The organism is Bradyrhizobium sp. USDA 4510, from assembly GCF_054059095.1.
Genome location: NZ_JBSSBT010000001.1, coordinates 292614 through 316070, shown reverse-complemented (window position 1 = coordinate 316070; position 23457 = coordinate 292614). Strand labels below are relative to the sequence as shown.

The 23457-nt window shown below is 64.9% G+C and carries 20 protein-coding genes and 1 pseudogene; 7 read left to right on the top strand and 14 right to left on the bottom strand.

Annotated features, from left to right (window positions below):
* Positions 1 to 279 precede the first annotated feature (279 nt).
* Together ACVMDN_RS01520 and ACVMDN_RS01515 are read right to left on the bottom strand one after the other, a co-directional pair.
* Positions 280 to 891, bottom strand: coding sequence for a LysE family translocator (locus ACVMDN_RS01520; protein ID WP_038386831.1), 612 nt, complete (start codon positions 889 to 891; stop codon positions 280 to 282).
* A 114-nt stretch (positions 892 to 1005) separates the two neighbouring features.
* The gene (locus ACVMDN_RS01515; RefSeq protein ID WP_057018055.1) at positions 1006 to 1410 is read right to left on the bottom strand and encodes a response regulator; all 405 of its coding nucleotides are present in this window, start codon (positions 1408 to 1410) and stop codon (positions 1006 to 1008) included.
* Between the two features lie 160 nt (positions 1411 to 1570).
* On the opposite strand from ACVMDN_RS01515, the gene ACVMDN_RS01510 reads away from it, so the two are divergent.
* Positions 1571 to 2440: an SDR family NAD(P)-dependent oxidoreductase gene (locus ACVMDN_RS01510; protein ID WP_057018056.1), complete on the top strand. Its 870-nt coding sequence runs from the start codon at positions 1571 to 1573 to the stop codon at positions 2438 to 2440.
* A 226-nt stretch (positions 2441 to 2666) separates the two neighbouring features.
* On the opposite strand, the gene ACVMDN_RS01505 is transcribed toward ACVMDN_RS01510, so the two are convergent.
* The 4 genes from ACVMDN_RS01505 to ACVMDN_RS01490 form a co-directional block, all read right to left on the bottom strand.
* Positions 2667 to 3515 (bottom strand): FRG domain-containing protein, encoded by an 849-nt coding sequence (locus ACVMDN_RS01505; RefSeq protein ID WP_076827937.1) that lies wholly within the window; start codon positions 3513 to 3515, stop codon positions 2667 to 2669.
* Between the two features lie 23 nt (positions 3516 to 3538).
* Positions 3539 to 3757, bottom strand: a complete 219-nt coding sequence (locus ACVMDN_RS01500) for a hypothetical protein (RefSeq protein ID WP_158074192.1) — start codon at positions 3755 to 3757, stop codon at positions 3539 to 3541.
* Between the two features lie 13 nt (positions 3758 to 3770).
* Positions 3771 to 4577, bottom strand: a complete 807-nt coding sequence (locus ACVMDN_RS01495; RefSeq protein WP_076827939.1) for a lytic murein transglycosylase — start codon at positions 4575 to 4577, stop codon at positions 3771 to 3773.
* A gap of 167 nt (positions 4578 to 4744) precedes the next feature.
* Positions 4745 to 5155, bottom strand: a complete 411-nt coding sequence (locus ACVMDN_RS01490; RefSeq protein WP_076827941.1) for an ester cyclase — start codon at positions 5153 to 5155, stop codon at positions 4745 to 4747.
* Between the two features lie 474 nt (positions 5156 to 5629).
* On the opposite strand from ACVMDN_RS01490, the pseudogene ACVMDN_RS01485 reads away from it, so the two are divergent.
* The 3 genes and pseudogenes from ACVMDN_RS01485 to ACVMDN_RS01475 all read left to right on the top strand — a co-directional run.
* A pseudogene (locus ACVMDN_RS01485) lies at positions 5630 to 7990 on the top strand (tetratricopeptide repeat protein); the annotation flags it as partial.
* A 22-nt stretch (positions 7991 to 8012) separates the two neighbouring features.
* Positions 8013 to 8486 carry a CHAT domain-containing protein gene (locus ACVMDN_RS01480; protein ID WP_456815200.1) on the top strand — a complete coding sequence of 158 codons (474 nt, stop codon included), beginning with the start codon at positions 8013 to 8015 and terminating at the stop codon, positions 8484 to 8486.
* Between the two features lie 170 nt (positions 8487 to 8656).
* Positions 8657 to 8893: a hypothetical protein gene (locus ACVMDN_RS01475; protein ID WP_026192271.1), complete on the top strand. Its 237-nt coding sequence runs from the start codon at positions 8657 to 8659 to the stop codon at positions 8891 to 8893.
* Positions 8894 to 9052: 159 nt separating this feature from the next.
* Here ACVMDN_RS01475 and rpoD read toward each other — a convergent pair whose 3' ends face one another.
* Entirely contained in the window at positions 9053 to 11185 is a 2133-nt protein-coding gene (gene rpoD, locus ACVMDN_RS01470) for an RNA polymerase sigma factor RpoD (protein WP_057018061.1), read from the bottom strand.
* Between the two features lie 366 nt (positions 11186 to 11551).
* A complete protein-coding gene (dnaG, locus tag ACVMDN_RS01465) occupies positions 11552 to 13573 on the bottom strand; it encodes a DNA primase (RefSeq protein ID WP_083715013.1) in 2022 nt (673 codons plus the stop codon).
* Positions 13574 to 13782: 209 nt separating this feature from the next.
* Here dnaG and ACVMDN_RS01460 point away from each other — a divergent pair, with 209 nt between their 5' ends.
* Complete coding sequence (locus tag ACVMDN_RS01460; RefSeq protein WP_076827947.1) at positions 13783 to 14337, top strand: chlorite dismutase family protein; 555 nt, start codon at positions 13783 to 13785, stop codon at positions 14335 to 14337.
* 155 nt (positions 14338 to 14492) lie between these two features.
* Here ACVMDN_RS01460 and ACVMDN_RS01455 read toward each other — a convergent pair whose 3' ends face one another.
* The 3 genes from ACVMDN_RS01455 to ACVMDN_RS01445 all read right to left on the bottom strand — a co-directional run bounded on the left by ACVMDN_RS01455 (position 14493) and on the right by ACVMDN_RS01445 (position 16715).
* Positions 14493 to 14891 (bottom strand): gamma-glutamylcyclotransferase family protein, encoded by a 399-nt coding sequence (locus ACVMDN_RS01455; protein WP_057018063.1) that lies wholly within the window; start codon positions 14889 to 14891, stop codon positions 14493 to 14495.
* A 109-nt stretch (positions 14892 to 15000) separates the two neighbouring features.
* Positions 15001 to 15813 (bottom strand): transglutaminase-like domain-containing protein, encoded by an 813-nt coding sequence (locus tag ACVMDN_RS01450; RefSeq protein ID WP_076827949.1) that lies wholly within the window; start codon positions 15811 to 15813, stop codon positions 15001 to 15003.
* Positions 15814 to 15815: 2 nt separating this feature from the next.
* Positions 15816 to 16715, bottom strand: coding sequence for a transglutaminase family protein (locus ACVMDN_RS01445; protein WP_028343411.1), 900 nt, complete (start codon positions 16713 to 16715; stop codon positions 15816 to 15818).
* A gap of 103 nt (positions 16716 to 16818) precedes the next feature.
* On the opposite strand from ACVMDN_RS01445, the gene ACVMDN_RS01440 reads away from it, so the two are divergent.
* Entirely contained in the window at positions 16819 to 17616 is a 798-nt protein-coding gene (locus tag ACVMDN_RS01440) for an N-formylglutamate amidohydrolase (RefSeq protein ID WP_076827951.1), read from the top strand.
* 128 nt (positions 17617 to 17744) lie between these two features.
* Positions 17745 to 19484 carry an adenylate/guanylate cyclase domain-containing protein gene (locus tag ACVMDN_RS01435; protein ID WP_244558818.1) on the top strand — a complete coding sequence of 580 codons (1740 nt, stop codon included), beginning with the start codon at positions 17745 to 17747 and terminating at the stop codon, positions 19482 to 19484.
* Between the two features lie 191 nt (positions 19485 to 19675).
* Here the strand turns inward: ACVMDN_RS01435 and ACVMDN_RS01430 are convergent, their stop codons facing one another.
* From ACVMDN_RS01430 to ACVMDN_RS01420, 3 genes are read right to left on the bottom strand one after another with little or no spacing between them, the layout of a single operon-like run.
* Positions 19676 to 19858 (bottom strand): hypothetical protein, encoded by a 183-nt coding sequence (locus ACVMDN_RS01430; protein WP_057018065.1) that lies wholly within the window; start codon positions 19856 to 19858, stop codon positions 19676 to 19678.
* Between the two features lie 7 nt (positions 19859 to 19865).
* The gene (locus tag ACVMDN_RS01425; RefSeq protein WP_194295353.1) at positions 19866 to 21008 is read right to left on the bottom strand and encodes a PepSY-associated TM helix domain-containing protein; all 1143 of its coding nucleotides are present in this window, start codon (positions 21006 to 21008) and stop codon (positions 19866 to 19868) included.
* Positions 21009 to 21038: 30 nt separating this feature from the next.
* Entirely contained in the window at positions 21039 to 23300 is a 2262-nt protein-coding gene (locus ACVMDN_RS01420) for a TonB-dependent siderophore receptor (protein ID WP_083715015.1), read from the bottom strand.
* Between the last annotated feature and the right edge of the window lie 157 nt (positions 23301 to 23457).

The following is a 23457-nucleotide window of genomic DNA, read 5'->3' as shown; positions in this document are numbered from 1 at the left end:
TGAAACCCTGAGAGGATACTATGGCTAAGAAAGCGAAGAAGGCGAAGAAGGCGAAGGCGAAAAAGGCCACCAAGAAGAAGGCCGCCAAGAAGTAACGAATTCCAGCCCGGGTAGCGGCTCTTGCCCTGCCCGGGCACCCGGACCGGGACAACCGGTCGCAGCGACGTCAACCTCGAATTCACCACCCTACATCGATCGGCCCCGAACTGACGGGGCGCAAGGCAGCAGGCGCAACGCCTGCTTTTTTATTGCCTGCGTCCGGGCGTGACGGCCGCGACGTCAGCGCTCCGCCAAGGCGAGCCTGGCGCCGAGCAGGGCAAAGCCCGCGGCAAAGCTTCGCCGCAGCCAGGCCATCACCTTCGGCCGGGTGATGACGCGGTCGCGCACCGAGGCGGCGAACAGCCCGTAGACCGCGAACACCGCAAAGGTCATCGCCATGAAGACACCGCTGAGCTCGACCATCCGCGCCAGCGGGTGCGGCTCGTCGACCGCGATGAACTGCGGCAGGAAGGCCAGGAAGAAGATCGACAGCTTTGGATTGAGGATGTTGATCAGGATCGCGGTCACGATCACCCGCCGGCGCGAGCGCGGCTTGATCTCGGTGTCGACGGCAAGCGCGCCGCGCTCGCGCAGCGCCTGCCAGGCCATGTAGAGCAGATAGACGACGCCGCCCCATTTCAGCGCCGCGAACGCCACGGCGCTGGTGTGCAGGATGGCGGCGAGCCCGAGCATCGCCGCGATCATCTGCGGCACGATCCCGAGCGTGCAGCCGAACGCCGCCGCGACGCTCGCCCGCGCTCCCCGGGTCAGCGCCACCGCCAGCGTATAGAGCACGCCGGTGCCGGGCGAGGCCACCACGATCAGCGACGTCAGCAGAAAGGACCAGGTCACTTCAAATCCTCGGCGGGCGGGACAGGCGGACGGGACATCGTCCGCCAATATCACGGCGACGGGGACGGCGGAAGCGGCTGCCGGCCTCCGCCCGGCGCCAGCGTCGACACCCCGTTATGACGACCTGCGCCATCCGCGATGCGAAAGCTCCGACGCCTTCATCTCGGCGACCCGGATCACGTCCAGCGGCGCCCAGGGCTTGGCCCAGAACAAGGCGCCTTCGGGCAGGCGCTGCCGCAGCGGCTTGCCCGAGGTGACGATCACGTCGAGATCGGGTCTGTACTTCTTCGCGGCATAAGCGAGCTCGATGCCGGTCATGTTTCCGGCCAATTCGACGTCGGTCATCATCAGCACGACGTTGTCGCCGTTGCCCTGCAGCACCAGCTCGGCGGCCTCGGCGCTCTCGCAGGCGATGACGTCGAACTCGCTCTCCTCCAGCAGCAGCCCGATCATCTCGCGCTGCATCGGGTCGTCCTCAACCACCAGGGCCTTCGCACGGTAGGGCTTTGACTGTCCCATGGGTGTGGCTCCCTTGGTTTGAATGCTTCGCTTCGAGCGCGTAACATAGATTAAATGCCCAAAATCACTGGATGGTTCAGTTCCAATTTGAGAAAAGCGTGGAAATGCCGTGTTCCTCGCTTGGCAACCACCACCCCCGTTGAGATGGAGCTCACCCGACATGACCGCGATCCCTGGATCCGCCGCTGCCGTGACCGGAGCCGCCAGCGGCATCGGCCGCGCGCTCGCGCATGAACTGGCGCTGCGCGGCTGCGATCTGGCGATCGCCGACCGCGACGAGGCCGGCCTGCAGGCCGCCGCCGCGGAGATCGCGAAAGCGAGCCCGCGCAAGGTCACCGTGCATCGGCTCGATGTCAGCGAGCCGGACCAGATCACGGCGTTCGCGGAGGCCGCCGTTACAGCGCACCCCTCGCTCAACATCGTCGTCAACAATGCCGGCGTCGCGCTGCTCGGCGAGTTCGGCGAGTTCGATCAGGCGCAGATGGAGTGGCTGTTCAACATCAATTTCTGGGGCGTGGTGCACGGCACCCGCGCCTTCCTGCCGCAGCTTTCGCGGCGGCGCGAGGCGCATATCGTCAACATCTCGTCGATCTTCGGCATCATCGCCCCGCCCGGCCAGAGCGCCTATTGCGCGGCCAAGTTCGCGGTGCGCGGCTTCTCGGAAAGCCTGCGCCACGAGCTTGCGGTGGCGAACAGCCCGGTGCGTCTGTCCGTGGTGCATCCGGGCGGCGTTGCCACCAGCATCGCGCGCAACTCGCGCGCCGGCACCGGCGTCACCGACAATGCCCGCCGCGCCGAATCGATCGAGCGCTTCGACGCACTGGCCAGGACCACGCCGACCGCGGCCGCGCAGCGCATCATCGCCGGCATCGAGAAGAACCAGCCGCGCATCCTGATCGGCAAGGACGCATACTTCATGGACCTGCTGCAACGCTTCCGCCCGGCGACCTACTGGAAAACGATGCAACGGATGATGGAGAAGACGGCGGCGCGGCGGATCGCGCGCGATGCCGCGAGTGCGAGCCAGTAGCACGATAGCGCGGAGTAACCCGCGCACCGCCGTCGTCCCGGCGAAAGCCGGACCCATAACCACAGGATTGGGTTGGTGAGGCACGCCGGGGGCCACAGCGTCGTGCAACACGGACATTTGTGGTTATGGGTCCCGGGTCAAGCCCGGGACGACACCGGGGATGTTGCACGGCCCGCGGGTCATACCATGCCTGCGAGTCACGCCTGCGCGTCATCGCGACACGAGATTACCCGCCCAGCTGCTTCTTCACCCCGAGCGCCAGCCGGAACAGCGGATCGCTCCGCTCCGAGGGATAGAGCGCGCTCCTCGCCACCTGCGGAAAATTATCATTCTTCCAGAACGACGCCGGCGCGAACGAGAATTTGGCGACCAGCCGCCGGCCGAAATCCATCTCGTAGGGAAAGTAGTTTTCCTTCTGCTCGGTGCCGGACATCTCCGGATACTCGCCGAGCAGATAGCCCTCCTGGATGTGCGGCCGCACCGCCGACGGCGGGCAGACGCTGGCGAGGCGCACGATCTGCAGGCCGGCCTCGGCGCTCGCGGTGATCGCGCCGCTCAGATTCGGCACGCCGAGCACATAGAGGAAGGCGGTGCCGGTCTCCGCCAGCGAGGCAAAGGAGGCGGCAATCCGGATCGAATGGGTGACGTCGAGCAGCGGCGTGGTGCAGACCTCGTAATGCTGCAGGATCGACCAGCGCAGGATGCGATGCCGCTTCAACCGCTCGAGCCCGAGCAGCTTTTCCCTGGCGTATTCGGCGATCAGGATCCGCTCGGCGCGTTGCAGCGCATCGAACCGCCCGACCAGCGTCGCTTGATCGGGATTGCCGCGGCCGCCGCGAAACAGCGTCGGCTTCAGCGACGAGTTGCGCTTGATGTTCCTGTAGTCGGCGCCCTGGCCGCGAAACAGCAGCACATGATCGCGGTTGAGGAATTGCAGCTCGGCGATCTTGGTGGCGAGCTCGAGATAGGAGCCGACGCGATGGCCCGGCCCCTCCCGCACCGCCGAGTTCTTCGCGACCTGGCATCCGCGGCGGTCGAAGAACGACCAGATTTTTTGGCTGCCGATGGTTTCCATGGAGACACCAGAATTCTCAACCGTCATTCCCCGATGCGCAATTGCGCATCTGAGGGCAGCCCGCAGGGCTGAACCCGGAATCCATTTTTCCATGCGTGATGCGGCCCGATGGAAACGATCGTCATTGCGAGGAGCTCGGCGACAAATTTGCGAAGCAATTTTGCGCTGAAGCGACGAAGCAGTCCATCGCCCCGCATGTGCCGAAAGATGGATTGCTTCGCTCCGCTCGCAATGACGGACAAGGCCGCCGCGCCCTCACCGCCCCACGAGCTGATCGGCAAAATACCCGATGGTCTTGCGATAGATCACCGCCCTGTTCCACTCGCGCATCGCCTCGAAATTCGCGGTGCCCTCGCCATAGGGCGCGCCCATCTTGAAGCCACTGGTGTGCAGGAGGTTCGCGGTCGAGGCCAGCACGTCCGCGACCGAGTGGCGCAGGTCGACATGGCCGTCGCCGTCGAAATCGACGCCATACTTGATGTAGGACGACGGCAAGAATTGCGTCTGGCCGATCTCGCCGGCATAGGCGCCGATCATGTCGTTGAGACGGAGATCGCCGCGCTGCACGATCTTGAGCGCGGCGAGCAGCTCGCCCTGGAACAGGTCGGTGCGGCGGCAATCATGCGCCAGCGTCGCGAGCACGCGGAACACCGGCAGCTTGCCCATGTCGCCCTTGCCGAAATCGGTCTCGAGCCCCCAGATCGCGACCAGGATCTGGCGCGGCACGCCATACTGCTGCTCGATCTTCGAAAGCAGCGCGGCGTGCCGCTGCAGCATCGCGCGGCCGCCATTGATGCGCCCGGGCCCGACCCGGGTTGCGACATACTGCTCGAAGGTCTTGTTGAAGGTGTAGCGCTGCCGGCGGTCGAAGGCGAGCACCCCGCCATCCTGCTGCACGCCGCCGAGCGCCGCGGAGATCACGTCCTGCTGGATGCCGGCACTCGCCGCCTCCTGCGAGAACGACTGGACGAAGGTCGGAAAACTGCCGCCGCAGCGCGCGGCGTAGGAGGGGGTGGCAAGCAGCAAGGCGCCGAACACAACCGCCAAACGACACCTGAGCATGCAAGAATCCCCCTGCTTCGATTGGCCGATCATGCCATGGAGCAAACGAGGCAGTCAAAGCGTCGGCACGACACTCCATCCTCGACGGGCAGCTACGCGCCTCTATCCATGTTCGCACGGTGAATGACCACGGCGCATCCATCAACCGATCGGCACGTAGCCGAAGCTCAATCCCTGAGCTGGCGCTCCAGGTCCACAAAATCGATCTCCGCCCAGCGCTCGGAAATCCTGCCGTCCTGAATCCGCCAGAACGTCATGCCGCGGAATTCGACGTGGCGGCCGGTTGGCTGAATGCCGCGCCACGGGCTGCGGTGCCGGCCACGCCAGACGAAGCGGCCGGCGACGATGTCGCGCTCGGCCACCAGGCATTCCGCCACCGCCGACAGGTCGGCGAAGGTCTCGTGCATCGCGGCCGAATGCGCGATCACGTCCTCGGCGCTCAGCCGCTTGCCCACCGCATGGTCGAAGAAGTCGGGCGCCAGCTGCGCCCGGATCGCCTCGGGATCGTGGCGGTTGGTCACGGCGTCGTAATGCGCGAGCACGAGCGCCTTGTTGGCGTCGATTGTGGCGTTGGACATCGGCGATCGATTCTCGAAGGAGAGGTTGTAGAAATAGAAGGATGCGCCTCATACGCGAATCGGACGGCATGACGCAAGTGACGATGGTCAGAAAAAGCTCGGCTTTCGGCCGTCGTTCGTTTGCGCGACGATACGAAAGACCGCTGCCGGAAAAGTGCGCTGGCGCGCGAGGCTCCACCGCCAGCCATTCCCTCACCTCTGCCCTCGCCTCTGCGCGAACGGCGGGCCGGCGGTAACATCGTCCGTTGGCTTGACTGCCGGTGGCATGCAAGCGGCGGTGCCCGGGCGAGCGACGCACCGCACGGCAGCATTTGAGGATGCGACGCATGAACGCCGAAGCCGCCGGCCGCGACCAAGAAGCACAGGCCGGACAAGCTGCTTCCGCCGGCAGGCGGCCGGTTGCGCTGTCTAGTTCATGCAAAGCCGCGCCGCTAAAGCCAGGCACGCCGGCTGCAACGCCGCCGTCATTTGGGGATGCCATCCGATGACGCGTTTGGGGATGAGGATGTGCTGCCGATGACGATCGCCTTGGGCTTCCCCCTGGGTTTCGCACGCGCGCGCAGGGCTGCCGCATCGATCGGTGTCGTGCTCGCGCTCGGCGCTTTCTTGAGCGCAGCGATCGACACCGCCGCCGCGCAGAACGCCCCCGCCAAGCGCGCGCCGGCGCAAGGCGCCGGCAGCACGCAGGCGATCGCCGCGCAAATGAAGAACGCCATCGCGCTGACGCGCGGCGGCAAGTTCGACGCGGGCTATGCACAGCTGCTTGCAGCACTGGATGCCGCCGACAAGCTCGACGACGGCCAGTTCGTCATGGAGCATTATTTCGACGCGACCGCGACGCTGCGCGCGGTCAAGCGCGACGATCTCGCCGAAAAACTGTTCGTGCGCGCGTTCCAGAGCAAGGCGGCGGCGCAACGGCCGCCCGGCAATGCCGACGTGCTGCTGATGTACGCGATCCTGCTGTCCGACCACGCCAGGATCGCCGAAGCCGTTCCGCTCTACATGAAGGCGATCGCGGCGTTCAACGCCTATTGGGGCGAAGGCTCCGAGGAATCGCTGATCGCGAGCGACAAGCTCGCGGTCGCGCTGTCCGCCAACGGCTCGGCGGCGTCGGCGACCAATTTGGGCCGGCACAATTTCGAGCGTGCGGAGAAGGCGCTGGGGCCCGACCATCGCACCACCTGGAAGCTCGCCAACAATTATGCCGACATGCTGCGCGAGATCGGCGCGCCGGCGAAGGCGCTCGAGCTCGATCTGTTCGCGACCGAGAAGCGCGCCCGACATTATGGAGAGAACCATCTCAACACGCTGGTGACGGTCAACAATGCCGGCCAGGACTTCCTCAATCTCGGCCGCTTCGACGACGCCCGCCGCTATTTCCGCCGCCACCGCGCGATCGCGGCCGCGATGGCGCCGAAGGATCCGAGCTTTGCCGGACAGGCCGACGGCTGGCTGTTCTACACCGACATGCTCGCCGCCGGCGATGCCGCGATCGCGCCGGCCGATCTGGGGCGGCTGGAGGCGATCGTCGCCAATGAGGCGAATTATGCGGATTTCCTGCGCATCAAATCCGCGGTGCTGGCTGCCGGCCAACGCGAGCAGCGCCGCGAGCGGGACAAGGGGATGCGGCTGCGCGAGACCGCGCTGGCGATCTCGACCCGCGCCTTCACCGCGCAGCATCCGATCAGCTTCGAGATCAAGCTCGGCATCGCGACCGCCCTGATCGCTGATGATCCGAGCCGCGCGGTGCAGGCCTTCGCCGCGCTTGACCGCGAGATGTTCGACTGGATGAAGCGCGAGGTCGGCACATCGGGCGATCGCGCCGTCGCCGAAGCGATCCGCGCCCATGCCGACCATCTCTTGTTCGCGTTCGGCCGCTTCGCCACCGGCGCCGGCTCCGCCGTGGCGCAGCCGGCCTTTGCCGCCGGCGTGCTGCGCTGGAAGACGCTCGGCGGCGCCGACGCCACGGCGCTGCGCCAGCTCGAGACAGAGGTCGCCGGCAAGGACGAGGAGACCGCGACGCTGCTGCGGACGGCGCTCCGGCTCAACGGCGAGAAGCAGGAGCTGTTCTCGTCGGGCAATATCGACGACTGGGCGAGGTCGGTGTGGGGGCGGCAGGACGCCGCCGAGAAGGCGCTGCAGAAGCGGCTCGATGCGATCGGCATGAAGCTGCCGCAAGACCCGATCCGCCCGTCACAGCTGCTCGCGGCGCGGGAAGCCGTCGTCAACTATTTCATCACCCGGCAATGGAAGGCGGATCGCCAGGCGAAAGACCCGTTGGCGGCGACCGTGCTCTACGCCATCGTCGAGACCGCAACGAGCGAGCCGCGCGTGGTCGATCTCGGCGATCCCGGCCGGATGGTCGACACCGGCGTGCGCACCGAGATCGCGCGGCTGCGCGCGACGCGGGCCGCTGCGCCGGATCCCGACACGCACGCGCCCGACGTCAAGGGCCGCTTCCAGAACCTCCGGGCGCGGCTGTTCGCGCCGCTGGAGCCGCTGCTGAAGGACAAGACCACGCTCTATGTCGTGCCTGACGGCTTCCTGTTCGCCGTGCCGTTCGCGCTGCTGCCTGGCAGTGGCGGCGGCCTGCTGGAGGACAAGTTCACGATCCGGATGCTGACCAGCCCCGATGCGCTGATCGCGATCCATGCGCGCGAGACGCTCGATCAGCGGGGCGCGATGCTGCTCGCCGGCGGCATCGAATACGGCGAGCCGGGGCCGATGCCGCTGCCCGCGACCCGGACCGAGATCGAGGCGATCGCCAAACTCGCCCGCGCGCGCGGCGCGCCGGTCGAGATGCTGACCGGGCGCGGCGTCAGCGAAGGCACGCTGCGCGCGGCGATCGGCAAGGCGCATCGCGCATCTGGCGACGCACGGCTTCTATCGCGACAGCACGGCCTCCGGCCTCGATACGCTCTGGCAGAGCGGCATCGTGCTGTCGGGCGCCGGCGACAGCCGATTTCCGCTGCGCGACGAGAACGACGGCTATCTCTATGGCTTCGAATTGATGGACTGGGACCTGTCCGGTCTCGACTTGCTGGTGCTGTCGGCCTGCGAGACCGGCCGCGGCGACGAGAGCTTCGTCAGCGGCCTGCGCGGCCTGCCGACCGCGCTCGGCATCGCCGGCGCGCGGCGCGCGCTGCTGACGCTGTGGCCGGTCGCCGACCAGGGCACCGCGAACTTCACTGTGCGGTTCTACGAGCACCTCGCGGAGGGCCTGACCTATTCCGATGCGCTGCGCCAGACGAGGCGCGATGCGCGCGACGGCAAGGTCGCGGGCGCGGGCGACGCCAGCGTGTGGGCGGCGTTCGTGCTGTTCGAGGGCTGAGCCGTATATGTCGTTGATGTGACCGGACGGGCACCGCGAGCGCATGCCGGGCCGAACTGCGCCCGACGTTGCGCAAGGGCCGCACGCAACCCCATCGCGCAGGGCAGACCGGCGCGCTGACGCAGGCGATTTGCTTTGACAGCGGCGCCCCGATCGAGGACAAGCCGCGCATGCCGAAAAAACCCGGGACCAATCCCAAAGGCGAATTCGCCTTCTTCAACGTCTTCTATGAAGACGGCTCGCAGCGCTCCAACCGCCGCGTGCCGTCGGAGCTCATTGGCGGGCTCGACGGCGACGAGCCGGTGCGCGCCTTCCTGCGCGAGCAGGACCGCGAGATCGCCGAAAAGGGCGGCCGCCCGCCACTCGAGATCAAGTCCATCGAGCGCGTCGGCGCCAAGAAGAAGTAGCGGCGGCCACACAACTCTATCCACGTCATTGCGAGCGCAGCGAAGCAATCTCCTCGCGATGACGTCGGAGACGGATCAAAATGAAAACGGCGGGCCCAGGCCCGCCGTTGTTGTTTCGATGGATTGCCGGGTCGAGTCCGGCAATGACAATCGGAAATATTAGTTGTCCAGGAAGCTCCGCAGCTTCCGCGACCGCGACGGGTGCTTCAGCTTGCGCAGCGCCTTGGCCTCGATCTGGCGGATGCGCTCGCGGGTGACCGAGAACTGCTGGCCGACTTCTTCCAGCGTGTGGTCGGTGTTCATGCCGATGCCGAAGCGCATGCGCAGCACGCGCTCCTCGCGCGGGGTGAGCGAGGCCAGCACGCGCGTCGTGGTCTCGCGCAGGTTGGACTGGATCGCAGCGTCGATCGGCAGGATCGCGTTCTTGTCCTCGATGAAATCGCCGAGATGCGAATCCTCTTCATCGCCCACAGGCGTTTCGAGCGACAGCGGCTCCTTGGCGATCTTGAGGACCTTGCGCACCTTCTCGAGCGGCATGCCGAGCTTCTCGGCGAGCTCTTCCGGGGTCGGCTCGCGGCCGATCTCGTTCAGCATCTGGCGCGAGGTGCGGACGATCTTGTTGATCGTCTCGATCATGTGCACGGGGATGCGGATGGTGCGGGCCTGGTCGGCGATCGAACGGGTGATCGCCTGCCGGATCCACCAGGTGGCGTAGGTTGAGAACTTGTAGCCGCGGCGATATTCGAACTTATCGACCGCCTTCATCAGGCCGATATTGCCTTCCTGGATCAGGTCGAGGAACTGCAGGCCGCGGTTGGTGTACTTCTTGGCGATCGAGATCACGAGACGGAGGTTGGCTTCCACCATCTCCTTCTTGGCCTGACGGGCCTCGCGCTCGCCCTTCTGCACGCCGTGCACGATCTTCCGGAATTCGCCGATCTCGAGCCCGGTGAGCGCCGCAAGCGACTGGATCTCGTGACGCAGGTCCTTGATGCGGTCCTTCTCGTGATGGACGAAGTTCTTCCAGCCCTTGGCCGACAGCTTGGAGACGCGGTTGAGCCAGCGCGGATCGAGCTCGGAGCCCTGGTAGTTGCGCAGGAAGTCCTCGCGCGCGACGCCGTGGCTGTCGCCGAGGCGCAGCAGGCGGCCCTCGAACGAGACCAGCTTCTTGTTGATGTCGTAGAGCTGCTCGACCAGCGAATCGATGCGGGCCTGGTTGAGGCGCAGCGACTTCACCTCGACGATGATCTCGTCCTTCAGCTTCTTGTACTTGCGCTCCTGCGAGGGCGACAGCGACTCGCTCTGCAGCTGGTTGGCGATGTCCTGCTCCTGCAGGCGGCGCAGCTTCTTGTACTCGGATGCGATCTTGTCGAAGGTCTCGACCACCTTCGGCTTCAGCTCGGCCTCGATGGCGGCGAGCGACATCTGGTTCTCGAACTCGTCGTCGTCCATGTCGCCTTCGGCGGCGGCCTCGGCGGGATCCTTCTCCTCGGTGGCGGCTTCGCCACCGGCGGGCGCGGCGCGGAACGGGGTCGGCGACGGCGGCGCTGCCGGCGGCGCGACATGGGCCGGCGCACCGGCCTGCGCGTCGCCGCCATTGCCCTCAGCGGCGGCACCCTCGGCGCCGTTGTTGCCGATCAGGTTCGGATTGATGCCGCCCTTGGACTCGGGGCCGGCATAGGTGGCTTCGAGATCGATGATGTCGCGGAGGAAGATCTTTCCTTCGTTGAGCTCGTCGCGCCAGATGATGATGGCCTGGAAGGTCAGCGGGCTTTCGCAGAGGCCCGCGATCATCGCCTCGCGGCCGGCCTCGATGCGTTTTGCAATCGCGATTTCGCCTTCGCGGGAGAGCAGCTCGACGGTGCCCATCTCGCGCAGATACATGCGCACGGGATCGTCGGTGCGCTCGCCGGGCTCCGACTTCTTGACCTCGGTGACGGCCTTCTGCGTGACCTCGACGAGCTCGTTATCGGTCTCGTCGTCGCCGTCGTCCTTCTCGTCCTCGCCTTCGCTGTCGTCGGCCTCGGTGACGTTGATGCCCATGTCTGACAGCATCGACATGATGTCTTCGATCTGTTCGGGCGACGTCGTATCGGAGGGCAGCACTTCGTTGAGCTGATCGAAGGTCACGAAGCCGCGCTTCTTGGCCTGCTTGATCATCTTCTTCACCGCGGCATCCGACAGGTCGAGCAACGGCGACGGCGCGTCAGCGGCATCCTTCTCAGGAGCATCCGCTGCCTTGTCGTCTTTTTCCTTGTCCTTAACCTGCAGCGTCTTTGCCTTGGTGGCCATTCACTAAGCTCCCGAAACGCGGTCATGCAAAATGGCGCCACGCACGCGCATCCGCACGAAATCTAGATTTACTCTCTCGACGCACAAAGGGCGGCGCAATATCTCGCCACCCCTGTCATCCGTCTCGACGGTTTCCAATCTGCAATAGCCCGTCGCGTCTTCCGTAAAAGTGGATACCGGTTTTACGATCGGAAGACGCGACAGATTCATATCTGACGCATTTTCTGATGGCGAACCGGGAACCACTTCGCCTGAAAATGCTACGGTAGCTATTAAGTTTCGCTTAACCCTGTTTTTGCAGCCAAACCATGGATTTGGCGAGTCTTTTCGCGGGTGCGGCCAGCGCCGTCCGCAGCATTTTTGTTATCAGACATTACGCTGGAACCGGCCCGATAATTCGCCGAACCCTTCAATCAGGGCTTCGGTCCCGTCGGCTTCTGCCATCCGGGCCTGGATATCCTGCAACCATGCCAGATTGGCCTCGCTGGAGTCTTCAGCCAAAGCCGCTTCCGCATCTTTTCTTTCCCTAAGTAAGGCGTGGGTTTTCTGATGCAAGGCAACGAGTTGACGCCAGGTTGATAAAACATCCTCGCGCGCCGCGCCGATCTGCGCACCCCACACCGCCTGGGTTGTGATCGCCCGCTCAACCCTTTGAAGAATAGGGGATAATCCGCCTGCTTCCAGGTCGGCCCGCATCTTCTCGGCCTGCTCCTCGGCGTCAGGGGAATGGTGATGGTCGTGGGCAAAGGCGGCGATGATGGCGGCCCTGAGCTTGTGGGCCTCGGGATGGGCGAGCTCCAGCGCCGCCACCTCCTCGAGATGGTCGTGCAGCAGCCAGGGGTGGTTGATCAGCGACTGCAGGATCAGGGCCTCGCGGCGCGAGATCGCGCTGCGCTGGCCGCGCATGATCGGGCTGTTGGCCAATTGGGGGCTGGCGGCCTGATAGGGACCCCGTGAAATCCCGGGGGTGACACCGAACCGGCCGCCCTGCGGGCCTCCCTGTCGGCCGTTTTGGGCAGGTCCCCGGGGGACAAACTGGCGGGGTGATTCGCCGCCGCGGCCGCCGCCGAAATTGCCCCTTCCGTAGCCGCCGCGGCCATAACCGCCGCGGCCGCCCTCGGGCGCAAAATTGCGCTGCAGCCGCTCCTGCAGGTCCTGCCGGTAATAGCGGCGCACCACCTCGTCGCGGATGCCATTGGTGAGCTCGCCGATCCGCGCCTCCAGCGCGGCGCGGCGCTCGGGCGTATCGAAATTGCCGCCCTCGATCTCGCGCGACCAGATCATTTCGGCGAGCGGACGCGCGGCCGAGATCACGTCCTCGATCGCGCCGCGGCCGCCGGAGCGGGCGAGATCGTCGGGGTCCTGCCCTTCCGGCAGCAGCGCAATCCGCAGGCTCTTGCCCGGCTTGAGCTGCGGCAATGCAAGGTCGGCAGCACGATAAGCCGCCTTCTGGCCGGCGCGGTCGCCGTCGAAGCAGAGGATCGGCTCGTCGACCATCTTCCAGAGCAGGCCGAGCTGGTTCTCGGTCAGCGCGGTGCCGAGCGGCGCGACGGCGCCGGGAAAGCCCGACGTGACCATGGCAATGACGTCGACATAGCCCTCGACGACGATCAGTTGTGCGCCGTCATGCGCGGCCTGCCGCGCGGTGAACAGATTGTAGAGATTGTCGCCCTTGTGAAACAGCGTGGTTTCCGGCGAGTTCAGGTACTTTGCCGGAACGTCCTTCTCCAGCGCACGCCCGCCGAATGCGATGACGCGGCCGCGGGCATCCGTGATCGGGAACATGACGCGGTCGCGGAACCGATCGAACGGCACCGGCTTGTCCTCGCCGGACACCAGAAGCCCGGCCTCTACCATGTCGTCGGTGGAGATACCTAGTGCGCCGAGATGCTCCTTCAGCGCGAAGCGATCCGGCGGCGCATAGCCCATCCGGAACTGGAGCTGGGTCGCCGGCGAGATGGCGCGGTCGGCAAGATAGCCGCGCGCCTTGGCGCCGCCCCGCGAAGCCAGCGTGTCGGCGAAGAACTTGGTCGCCAGTTCCATCACGTCGTGCAGGGTGCGGCGGTGCTGCTCGTGTCGCGCGGCATCGGGCGTCACCGCCGGCAGCGGGACACCCGCCATCGCGGCGAGACGTTCCACCGCCTCGGGGAAAGTCACGCCCTCGGTCTTCATCAGGAAGTCGAAGATGTTGCCATTCAGCCCGGACGAGAAGTCGAACCAGGCCTGCTTCTGGTCGTTGACGAAGAACGACGGCGTCTTTTCCTGCTGGAACGGCGACAGCCCCTTCCACTCCCGGCCGGCCTTCTTGAGCTTGACGCGCCTGCCCACGACTTCCGAGACCGGAAGCCGGGCGCGCAGCTCATCGAGGAATTCGGGCGTGAAACGCATCAGTCAGGATTTGGGCTCGGGCGGCGAATCGCGGACAACCGGTTAGCCATATAGCGGCACGGCCCGCCATGCCGAACAATGTGGGGCTTTTCCGGGCTATTCACAGGTCTGGCCCGTCGCGGCTCCGTCGAGCGGGTTACCCCCAAATCCACGGTGGAGAGCCTGTGCGGCAAGCTTGCCCCCTCCCCCCTTCCGGGATTGGATAGGCCATGTTCACGACATTCAGAGGCGGACAGAGCGGCGGCTGGCAGGTCACGTCCATCACGCGGGTGAAGGGCGAGACGCTGCCGAAGGTCGCGGCGTTGTCGATCGTTGCGAGCGAATCGATCGCGCTGCCGCTGCTGCCGGCGCAGACCTCCTGGCGGCTCGCCGGCGTCGCCAGCCATCTGCGCTACACCGAGAAGGAGGAGCGCGAGAAGCTCTTGGCCGTGCAGGCCGGGCTCGGCCGCAGCGAGGCAACGCACGCGGCGCTGATCCCGATCCGGAAATCCGCGGCGTGGTGGGAGCTCACGCAGGAGGAGCGCCGCAAGATCTTCGAGGACAAGTCGCACCACATCGAAGGCACCCTGAAATTCCTCCCCGCAATCGCCCGCCAGCTGTTTCATTCGCGCGACCTCGGCATGCCCTTCGACTTCCTGACCTGGTTCGAATTCGCCCCCGACCACGTCACCTTGTTCGACGAACTGGTCGGCATGCTGCGCGCGACCGAGGAATGGAGCTATGTCGAGCGCGAGGTCGACATCCGCGTGGTGCGGGAGGATTGACTTCTCTTTCGTGGTGGCCGGCACAGCCGTCAGAATGACGGCGTCGCTTCCGCTCGCCTGTGACCCGGCAATCCATCAAAAGAATGACTATTGCGAAGTGAGATGGATGCCCGGGTCAAGCCCGGGCATGACGAAACATGCGGTACGTCCGAGCGCTAATGCTCGAGGAATTTTCCTGACGCGATCCGCGGCAGCTCGGTGACCGGCCAGTTGTAGAGATAGGTCCACGCCTCGCTCACGCTGCCGTCGGCGAGCGTGACGGCAAGCATCTCGCGGACATATTCGGTCGGCGGCGGAAAGCCTTCGCCGCAGGCTTCGTACATGTCGAATTCACGCAGCATGGCCTCACGCTCCCGCAAGCGGAACAGCTCACCATGCACGATGTCGGCCGGATCGTCCGACACCACGAGGCCCGGATAATGCTTCACCAGATAGAGCCGGCCGCGGCACTGCGCCGGCCCGAGGAATTCGGCATTGCCCGCGAGCAGCTTCGCCATCGGATGGTCAAAGCCGCGCATCAGCGTGCCGTAGACGAAAAGAATATCGGAGGTCATAGGTTCAGTTGTCATTCCGGGATGGTCCGAAGGACCAGACCCGGAATCTCGAGATTCCGGGTCTGGTGCCAACGCACCATCCCGGAATGACAGAAAATCCCGGGGGACGCTAGGCCGCCGCCACCTCGTCCGTCACCACGACGAACTTCGTCAGCGTCATGCGGCCGAAGCTCGTGGTGAGGGCGACGTCGGCGGCGTCGCGGCCGGTCGCCATCAGGATGCGGCCGATCCGCGGCGTGTTGTGGCGGGCATCGAAGGTGTACCACTGGCCCGACAGATAGACCTCGAACCAGCCGGAGAAATCCATCGGCGCCGGGTCCGGCGGCACGCCGATGTCGCCGAGATAGCCGGTGCAGTAGCGTGCCGGAATGCCCATGCAGCGGCAGAAGGTGAGCGCCAGATGCGCGAAGTCGCGGCAGACGCCGGCGCGGCTTTCATAGACGTCGTGCGCCGACTTCATGTGATGGGCGTGCTGATAGCCGAACGTCACGTGGTGGTGCACGAAATCGGTGATCGCCTGCACCCGCGCCCAGCCCTGCGGTGTGTTGCCGAACAGCGACCAGGCGACATCGGTCAGCTTGTCGGTCTCGCAATAGCGGCTCGGCATCAGATAGAGCAGCATGTCGTCCGGCAATTGCTCGACCGGCAGCTGCTGTCCAGCCGGATTGACGATGTCAGGCAGTCCGGAATCGCGCACCAGCGCGCTGCCGCGGAAGGTGACGCCACCGCTGGGGGCAACGAGCCGCCCGCAGACATTGCCAAAGCTGTCGCGATAGAGGCCGATCGGCACGTCCGGTTCGGTCGAAAGGCGCTCGGTGCCGACGATGTCGGCGTAGCGCGACGGATGGATCGACAGCATGATCACCATCGGGGTCGGCTGCGCCGCCGTGTAGGTGATCTCGAAGCCGACCTTGATCTGCATCGTCAGGCCGTCTCCTGCTCCGCGTTCTCGCCGACCGAGACCACCTTGATGTCGACATCCATGCCGAGAAAGGCGTCCGCCGCGCCGAGATAGACGCCGTGCAGCGGGATCGCCTGGCGCGGGTCGCGCGCCACCGCGACGCGGATCAGATCGCGCGTGCCAACGATGCCGTTGGTCGGATCGAACTCGATCCAGCCCGCGCTCGGCAGATAGACCTGCACCCAGGCATGGGTCGAGCCGCCGCCGACATAGCCGTGCGCGCTGCCAGGCGGCATCGCGAGATAGCCGGAGACGAAGCGCGCGGCGACGCCGAGCCGGCGCAGCGCCTCGATCATGAACAGCGCATAGTCGCGGCAGGTGCCGGACTGCGTGCGCAGCGTGTCGAGCGGATGCTGGGTGCCCTGCTCATAGCGCTTGCGATAGCTGAACGCCTCGCGGATGCCGTGGGTCATGCCGCTCAGGATCTTGAAAGTCGGCGTCGGCGCCTCGACATCGAGGAAGCGCCGCGCCCAGGCCGACAGCTCGCCGTTCGGGTCGCCATATTGCGGCGTGATGAACTGCTGCAGATCGGGGAATTCCTCATCGTCGTAGAGGAACGGATAGAAATAGGCGGGATCGTCCGGCGTCAGCGCGAACGTATCGGCCGGATTGTGCTCCACCGTCGCGGTCGAGACGAAGGACAGCGTGTCGGCGCGCTCGTCGAAGGCGGCGATCGCCATGCTGTTGCCGAACACATCGTGGATCCAGCGCAGCGACATCGGCTGTGGATCGATCACAAGTGCGCTGTCGAGCACGCGCAGATCATGGCCGTCCCGGGGGCGCAGCATGATGCGGTGTTCGCCGAACGCCACCGGGCGCGCGTAGCGATAAACGGTCTTGTGATGAATAGTCAGCAGCGGCATCTTCAAACAATCATCGTGATTTCGGGCTGCATAATCTATAGAGAAAGCTGCCCGATTCCAGTTCAGCATGCCGCCTGAATAGGCAAAGTTGAGGAAAAAAGCCTTGAATTACGGAGGCGGTCCATCGTTCCTGCTCGCGAGCACCGACGCTTCACCGGTTCTTGAACACAATGCCGGCGGCCGCTCGCCGTTCCTGTTCACCTGCGACCATTACGGCAGGCTGATTCCCTCTCCGCTCGGCGACCTCGGCCTGCCCGAAGACGAGCTGGTGCGGCACATCGCCTGGGACATCGGCATCGCCGGCGTCGCAGCCCGGCTCTCGGAGCGGCTCGGCGCGCATTTGATCGCGCAGCGCTATTCGCGGCTCGTGATCGACTGCAACCGTCCGCCGCATGTCGCAAGTTCGATCCCGCTGATCAGCGAGGCCACCACGGTACCGGGCAATGAAGGCCTGTCGCGCGAGGCCGCCGAGATGCGCCGCGCGCAGATCTTCGATCCCTATCACAAACGCATCGACGAGATCATCGACGCGCGCGCGCGTCGGGGCCTGCCGACGCTGCTGGTGTCGCTGCACAGCTTCACGCCGATCTACGCCGGCATCGCGCGACCCTGGCACATCGGCACGCTCTACCACCGCGACACGGTGCTGCCGCCGCTGCTGCTGAAGCATCTGCGCGCCGAGGGCGATCTCGTGGTCGGCGACAACGAGCCCTATGCGGTCAGCGACGAGACCGACTACACGATCCCCGTGCATGGCGAGGCACGCGGCCTGATGAACTCGGGCATCGAGATCCGCCAGGACCTGATCTCCGACCAGGCCGGCGAGACGGCGTGGGCCGAACGGCTGGCGCGCATCCTCGGAGAGATCGAGGCGACGCTACGCATGGAAGCGCTGATCTAGCGACTAACGGTCAGCCAGGGCGTGGCCTCTAGCCCGAAGGCGGCTCGACGTGCTTTAATTGGCCGGGTTGAACTTCCAAGTTAGGGTAGTCCGTGGCGCCCGAGCGAGTGGAAAGGCGACTGGCAGCAGTGCTGGCGGCAGATGTCGCCGGCTACAGTCGCCTGATGGGAACGGACGAGGAAGGCACGCTCGCGCGGCTCAAGGCGGCCAGAAAAAATCTCATTGATCCAACGATCGCCGCTCATCGCGGCCGCATCGTCAAAACGACCGGCGACGGCATGCTTGTCGAATTCGGCAGCGCCGTCGATGCAGTGCGCAGCTCTGTAGAAGTCCAGAGCAGGATGGCAGAGCTTAACGCATCCGCACCGCAACAGCAGCGGATCGAATTTCGCATCGGCATTCACGTCGGCGACATCATCATCGACAACGACGACATCTTCGGCGACGGCGTCAACATCGCCGCGCGGCTGGAGAACATCGCGGACCCGGGCGGCATATGCCTGTCCGACGACGCCTACCGGCAGATCCGGGGCAAGGTCGATGCAGCCTTCGAAGACATGGGCCAACAGAATCTGAAAAACATCACTGAACCGATCCGCGCCTGGCGAATGAAGATTGGCGCCAGACCTTCGCCTGAGCGCCATCCGGCTCCTGCCGAATCGCATCACATGCGCCCGTTTTCGGGAAAGCCCTCCATCGCGGTGCTGCCGTTTCAGAACATGAGCGGAGACAACGAGCAGGAGTATTTCGCGGATGGGATCGCGGAAGACGTCCTTACGACCCTGTCAAAGATTCAGGAATTGATGGTGATAGCTCGCAACTCGAGCTTCGCGTTCAAGGGGCAGAACAGGGACATTCGCGAAATCGGGCAGATCCTGGGTGCTCGTTATCTGCTGGAGGGGAGCGTTCGAAAGATCGGCAATCGCATCAGGTTGACGGCGCAGTTGATTGATGGTCGAGACGGCGGTCATCTCTGGGCGGATCGCTTTGACGGAGACCTGGACGACGTGTTCGATCTCCAGGACCGAATTACGCAAGAGATCGTCGAAGCGCTTGAGGTCCAGTTGACGGTCGGCGAACGCGCGAGGGTGTGGAGAAAGCGCTCGGGCAGTCCGCTGGCTTATGAGTATGTTTTAAAGGGGCGCGCCCTGTACGTTAATTTCGCAAGGCAAACTCACGCACAGGCCCGGAAGCTTTTTGAACAGGCGCTGGAGATCAACGGCTCGTTTATGCCTGCGCTCTACTTGTTGGGTCTGACCCTGACTGACCAGGCGCGCTTCGGTTGGATCAAGGATGAAAATGAAGCGTATCAAGCCGCACTGGGCTGCGCTGATCGGGCTCTCGCCGCCGACCCCAGCTTCGGGGAAGCATACCTGGTGATCGGCTATGTTCGTACCTATCAACGCCGTCATGATGAGGCTGTGGCAGCAGGAGAAACCGCGATCAGCCTCGCTCCCAGCAGCTCTGACGCCCATCACATGGCGGGCATGTACCACGGCTACGCCGGCAATTTCCGAAAAGCCGTCCTCTACGAGGAACACGCCCAACGGCTCAGTCCGATTGAGCGCAACGAATCCATGGTGGACGAAGCGCGCGCAAGATTTCATCTCGGAGATTTCGCGGCGGCGCACGATATAGCCTCCCGCGTTCTGAGGCAGCGGCCGTTCTGGCTGACCGCGCAGTCGACACTCATAGCGGCGCTTTGGAATCTCGGCCGGCAAGATGAAGCGCGCCTGATCTCAAGCGACTTGCTGGCGGGCCACCCCAATTTCAGCCTGGCCCGCTGGGCCAGGCTGCTTCCGTATCGCCGACAAGGCGACCTGGATGCATTGGTCAACCCGCTACGCATGGCGGGGCTCCCGGAGTGAAGACCTGTCATCTTACAATGCCGGCGCGACGCCACACGCCAGACACCTGCGCGGCCGCGACTGCTTATTCGATTGCTCGTTCGGCTTCTTGCGCATCTCCGCGGATGAGACACCGCAGGGATCGGCATATTCCGATTGGACCGGCTTTGCTGATTGCCCGGCCGGTTCGAAGCGCGATCAGGCAAACCCGATCAATTCGGCTGGCGCCGCCAGATGAACACCAGATAGAGCAGGAGAGGCAGGCCGAGCCCGGCCCACGAGACCGCATCCCACCAGCCGTCGCCAACCAGCGCGCTGATCAATCCGACCGTGCTCACGATCGCGATGACGAGCGGGGCAGCGAAGATCTGGGTCAATGAACGATGCGAGACCATGCTGACGTCACGACGATAATGCGGGGTTGTCGAGGGAGTCGGCGTTGGCGATCGCGCGTTCCTGGCTCACGCCCGCCTTGCGGCGACGCATCCACAGATACACGCCGGTCACGAGGATGAAGATGGTCAGGATGTCGAGCAGCGCCCAGACGATCTTGAGCGGCATGCCGCCATAGTCGCCGAAATGCAGCGGCTGCGAGACGAACAGGGTCGTCACATACCAGGGCATGTCCCTTGTGTCGGTCAGCTTGCCGGTTTCCGCATCGATCAGCGCCGGCTTCAGCAGCCGCGAGGTCAGCGGCGTATCGCCGTGCAGGAACACCGCGTAGTGGCTCTTGCTGCTGAACAGGGTTCCCGGGAAGGCGACGAAGCTCGGCGTCATGCCGGGCACCGCATGGGTGGCCACTTCGACCGCCGCATTCAGCGAGGTCAGCTTCGACGGCACCGGCCGGTCCTTGTACTGCGCGGTCATTTCGGCGAGCTGGCCGAACTGCCACATCTTGAGCACGAGATCGGCCCAGGTGTTGATGACCCCGGTGAAGCCGACGACCAGCGTCCAGGCGACGAGCAGGATGCCCGCGAGATTATGGACGTCGAGCCAGCGCACGACGCGGGTCCGTTGCGCGCGATAGGCGCCGAAACGCAGTTTCCGCATCGACGGCGCATAGACCACGATGCCGGAGATGATCGCTACGCAGAACAGGATCCCCATCAATCCGAGGAACAGCTTGCCGGGCAGGCCCGCGAACATGTCGGTGTGCAGCTTCAACATGATGTAGGTGAAGCGGCCGGTCACATCGGGCGCATCGAGATAGGCGCCGGTATGGGTGTCCATCCGGATCAGCAAATTGTTGGTCGGATCGGCATCGATGGTCGGACCGACGCTGACGAACATCGCGCTCGGATCGTCGCGATCCCAGATCAGGAAGTGAGGCACCTTTCCAGGCGCCTGCGCCAGCGCGTTGCCGAGCAGACGGTCCAGATTGGCCGGCGGCGTGCCTGGCGGCACGTCGGGCGGCTTGACCTGGCTGTGCAGGAGATCGTCGATCTGCTCGTGGAAGATCAGCGGCAGGCCGGTGATGCAGAGCAGCAGCGTGAACAGCGTGCAGATGAGGCTGGTCCATTTATGGACAGCGCCCCATCGCCGCAAGGATCTGGTCGTCGCAGTCAATTTCGTTACCTAGTTCAAGGTGTACTTCATCGTGCCCAGTACCGTGCGGCCATTGCCGAGGCCGCAATAGGGAAGCCCGGTCAGGCAGGATGCAACGTAGAAGTGGTCGGTCAGGTTGGTCACGTTGACCTGCGCCTTCCATCCCTTCAGGTCCGGCCGCAGATAGGCGAAGTCGTAGCTGACCGACGCATCGAGCAAGGCATAGGAGGGAATGACAAAGGTATTGAAGTTGTCGCCGTAGGTCTCGCCGACATAGCGCACGCCGAGGCCGAGCCCAAGGCCCGCGAGCGCGCCGTCATACCAGCTATACTTGCCCCAGACCGCGACCTGGTCCTGCGCCGTGTTCATCATGTACTTGCCGGCATAGCCGGCAATGCTCGTCGTCACCCGCGGGTCGAGATGGGTGTATCCCGCCGTGATCTCGAGCTCGCGCGTGAGATTGCCCTTCAGCTCGAGCTCGAGGCCGCGGACGCGCACGGCATCGGTCTGCACGTTGAACAGCGGGTTTAACGGATCGGCCGTCAGCACGTCCTGCTGACGGATATCGAACGCTGCCGCCGTCACCATGAAGTTCGAGCCGTTCGGCTTGAACTTGACGCCGACTTCCGCGCCCTCGCCCGTCGTCGGCCTGAACGACCGGCCGGCGCTGTCGGCGCCGAGGTTGGGCGTGAACGAGGTCCCGTAGCTGACATAGGGCGCCAGGCCGATATCGAACAGGTAGCTCAGGCCGATGCGACCGGTTTGCGCCGAGTCATCGCGCGAATAATGGCCGGCCGGCGGATAGAACGCCATGCTGGTGAAGCCGGAGCTGACCCAGTCCTGGCGGCCGCTCATGGTCAGCGTCCAGCGATCGAGCTTGATCTGATCCTGCAGATAGGCGCCGAGCTGCGACTGCCTGTCGTCGCGCAGAATGAAAGGCGCCAGCGAGCTGGCTGACGGAACGGCGGTGCCGTAGACCGGACTATAGGCATCGATCGGCGCAATCGGCGTCGTGCGATAGTCCGTGTTCGCCCACAGATCGAAGTAGTCGACGCCGGCCAGCACCTTGTGGACCAGCGGCCCGGTGGCGAAATCCGCCTGCAGCTGATTGTCGAGCGCGACATTGGCGGCGTTGGCCTTGACGTAGTTGTAGGTGCGCGCGACCAGACGATCCGTCACCATGCCCTCGGTCCGCACCGATGCAAGGTCGTTGCTGACCTGGGTGTAGCGGAGGTTTTGCCGGAACTGGAAGATGTTGTCGAAGCGATGCTCGAACGCGTAGCCGACCGCGAACTGCTCGAGATGATAGCCATCCAGCCCGGGCTCGCCGAGGTAACGGCTGTAAGGAATATGTCCGTTGGGGTTGGGCAGGAAGGACACCTGTCCCGGGACGTATTGCTGGTAACCCTTGTTGTCGACCTTCTGGTACTGCGAGAGCACGGTGAAGCTGGTGTCGTAGGTCGGGCGCCAGGTGAAGCTCGGCGCGATGAACAGCTTGTTGTCCTGAACGAAGTCGGTCTGGCTGTTGCTGTCGCGGCCAAGGCCGACGATGCGGTAAAGGAACCGGGCGTCCTTGTCGGCCGGACCACCGATATCGAAGGCGCCCTGGAAGCGATCGAACGAGCCGAACGATCCCTCGATCTCGTAATGCGGCGTCTCGGTGGGCCGCTTGCTGACCAGGTTCAACAGGCCGCCCGGATCGGATTGTCCATACAGGCCGGATGACGGGCCCTTCAGGACCTCGATGCGCTCGAGACCATAGGTCTCGATGCGCGGGACCGCGAAGGTCGTGGTGTCGGTCGGCAGCCGCAACCCGTCGAGATAGCGTGGCGCGGTGAAGCCCCGCAGCTTGAACTCGTCGAAGAACGCGTTGGCGCCAAAACTCTCGATCGTCACGCCGGGCGTGTAGCGCAGTGCTTCGGTGATGTTCTGCGCGCCCTGCGCCTGGATCTGATCCTGGGTGACGATCGAGATCGACTGCGGCGTCGTCAGCACCGGGCTGTCTGTCTTGGTTGCGGTGACGCTCTGGCTGGCGAGATAGCCGGTGACCGGCCCGTTGCCGCGCTCTCCGCCGCCACCTGCCCCCGGTGCTGGAACGTTCTGCGCGGGCGCCCGGTTCGCGATCGATCGCGGCGTCGTACGTGCAGGACGCGCCGCGCGTCGCGCCGGCAGCGTCCGCCGCGCCTGCTGCTGTTGTTTCGGCGCCTCGACCGTCACCGGCGGCAGCGCCGATTGCGCAACGCTTTCTCGCGGCATCACCACACTCAGCACGAACAAACCGCTGCCGGCCATGTACCCGGCCGCCAGCGCAGTGCGACGAAACATCCGACCCCCGTCAACTCACATCGCCTTCATCCTCGCCGTCACTAACACGATGAAAGACGTACGCAGCTGATCGGTGATTAGAACACATCCAGTGTTGGGCTTATCGCCGATGGTGTTGCGAGCT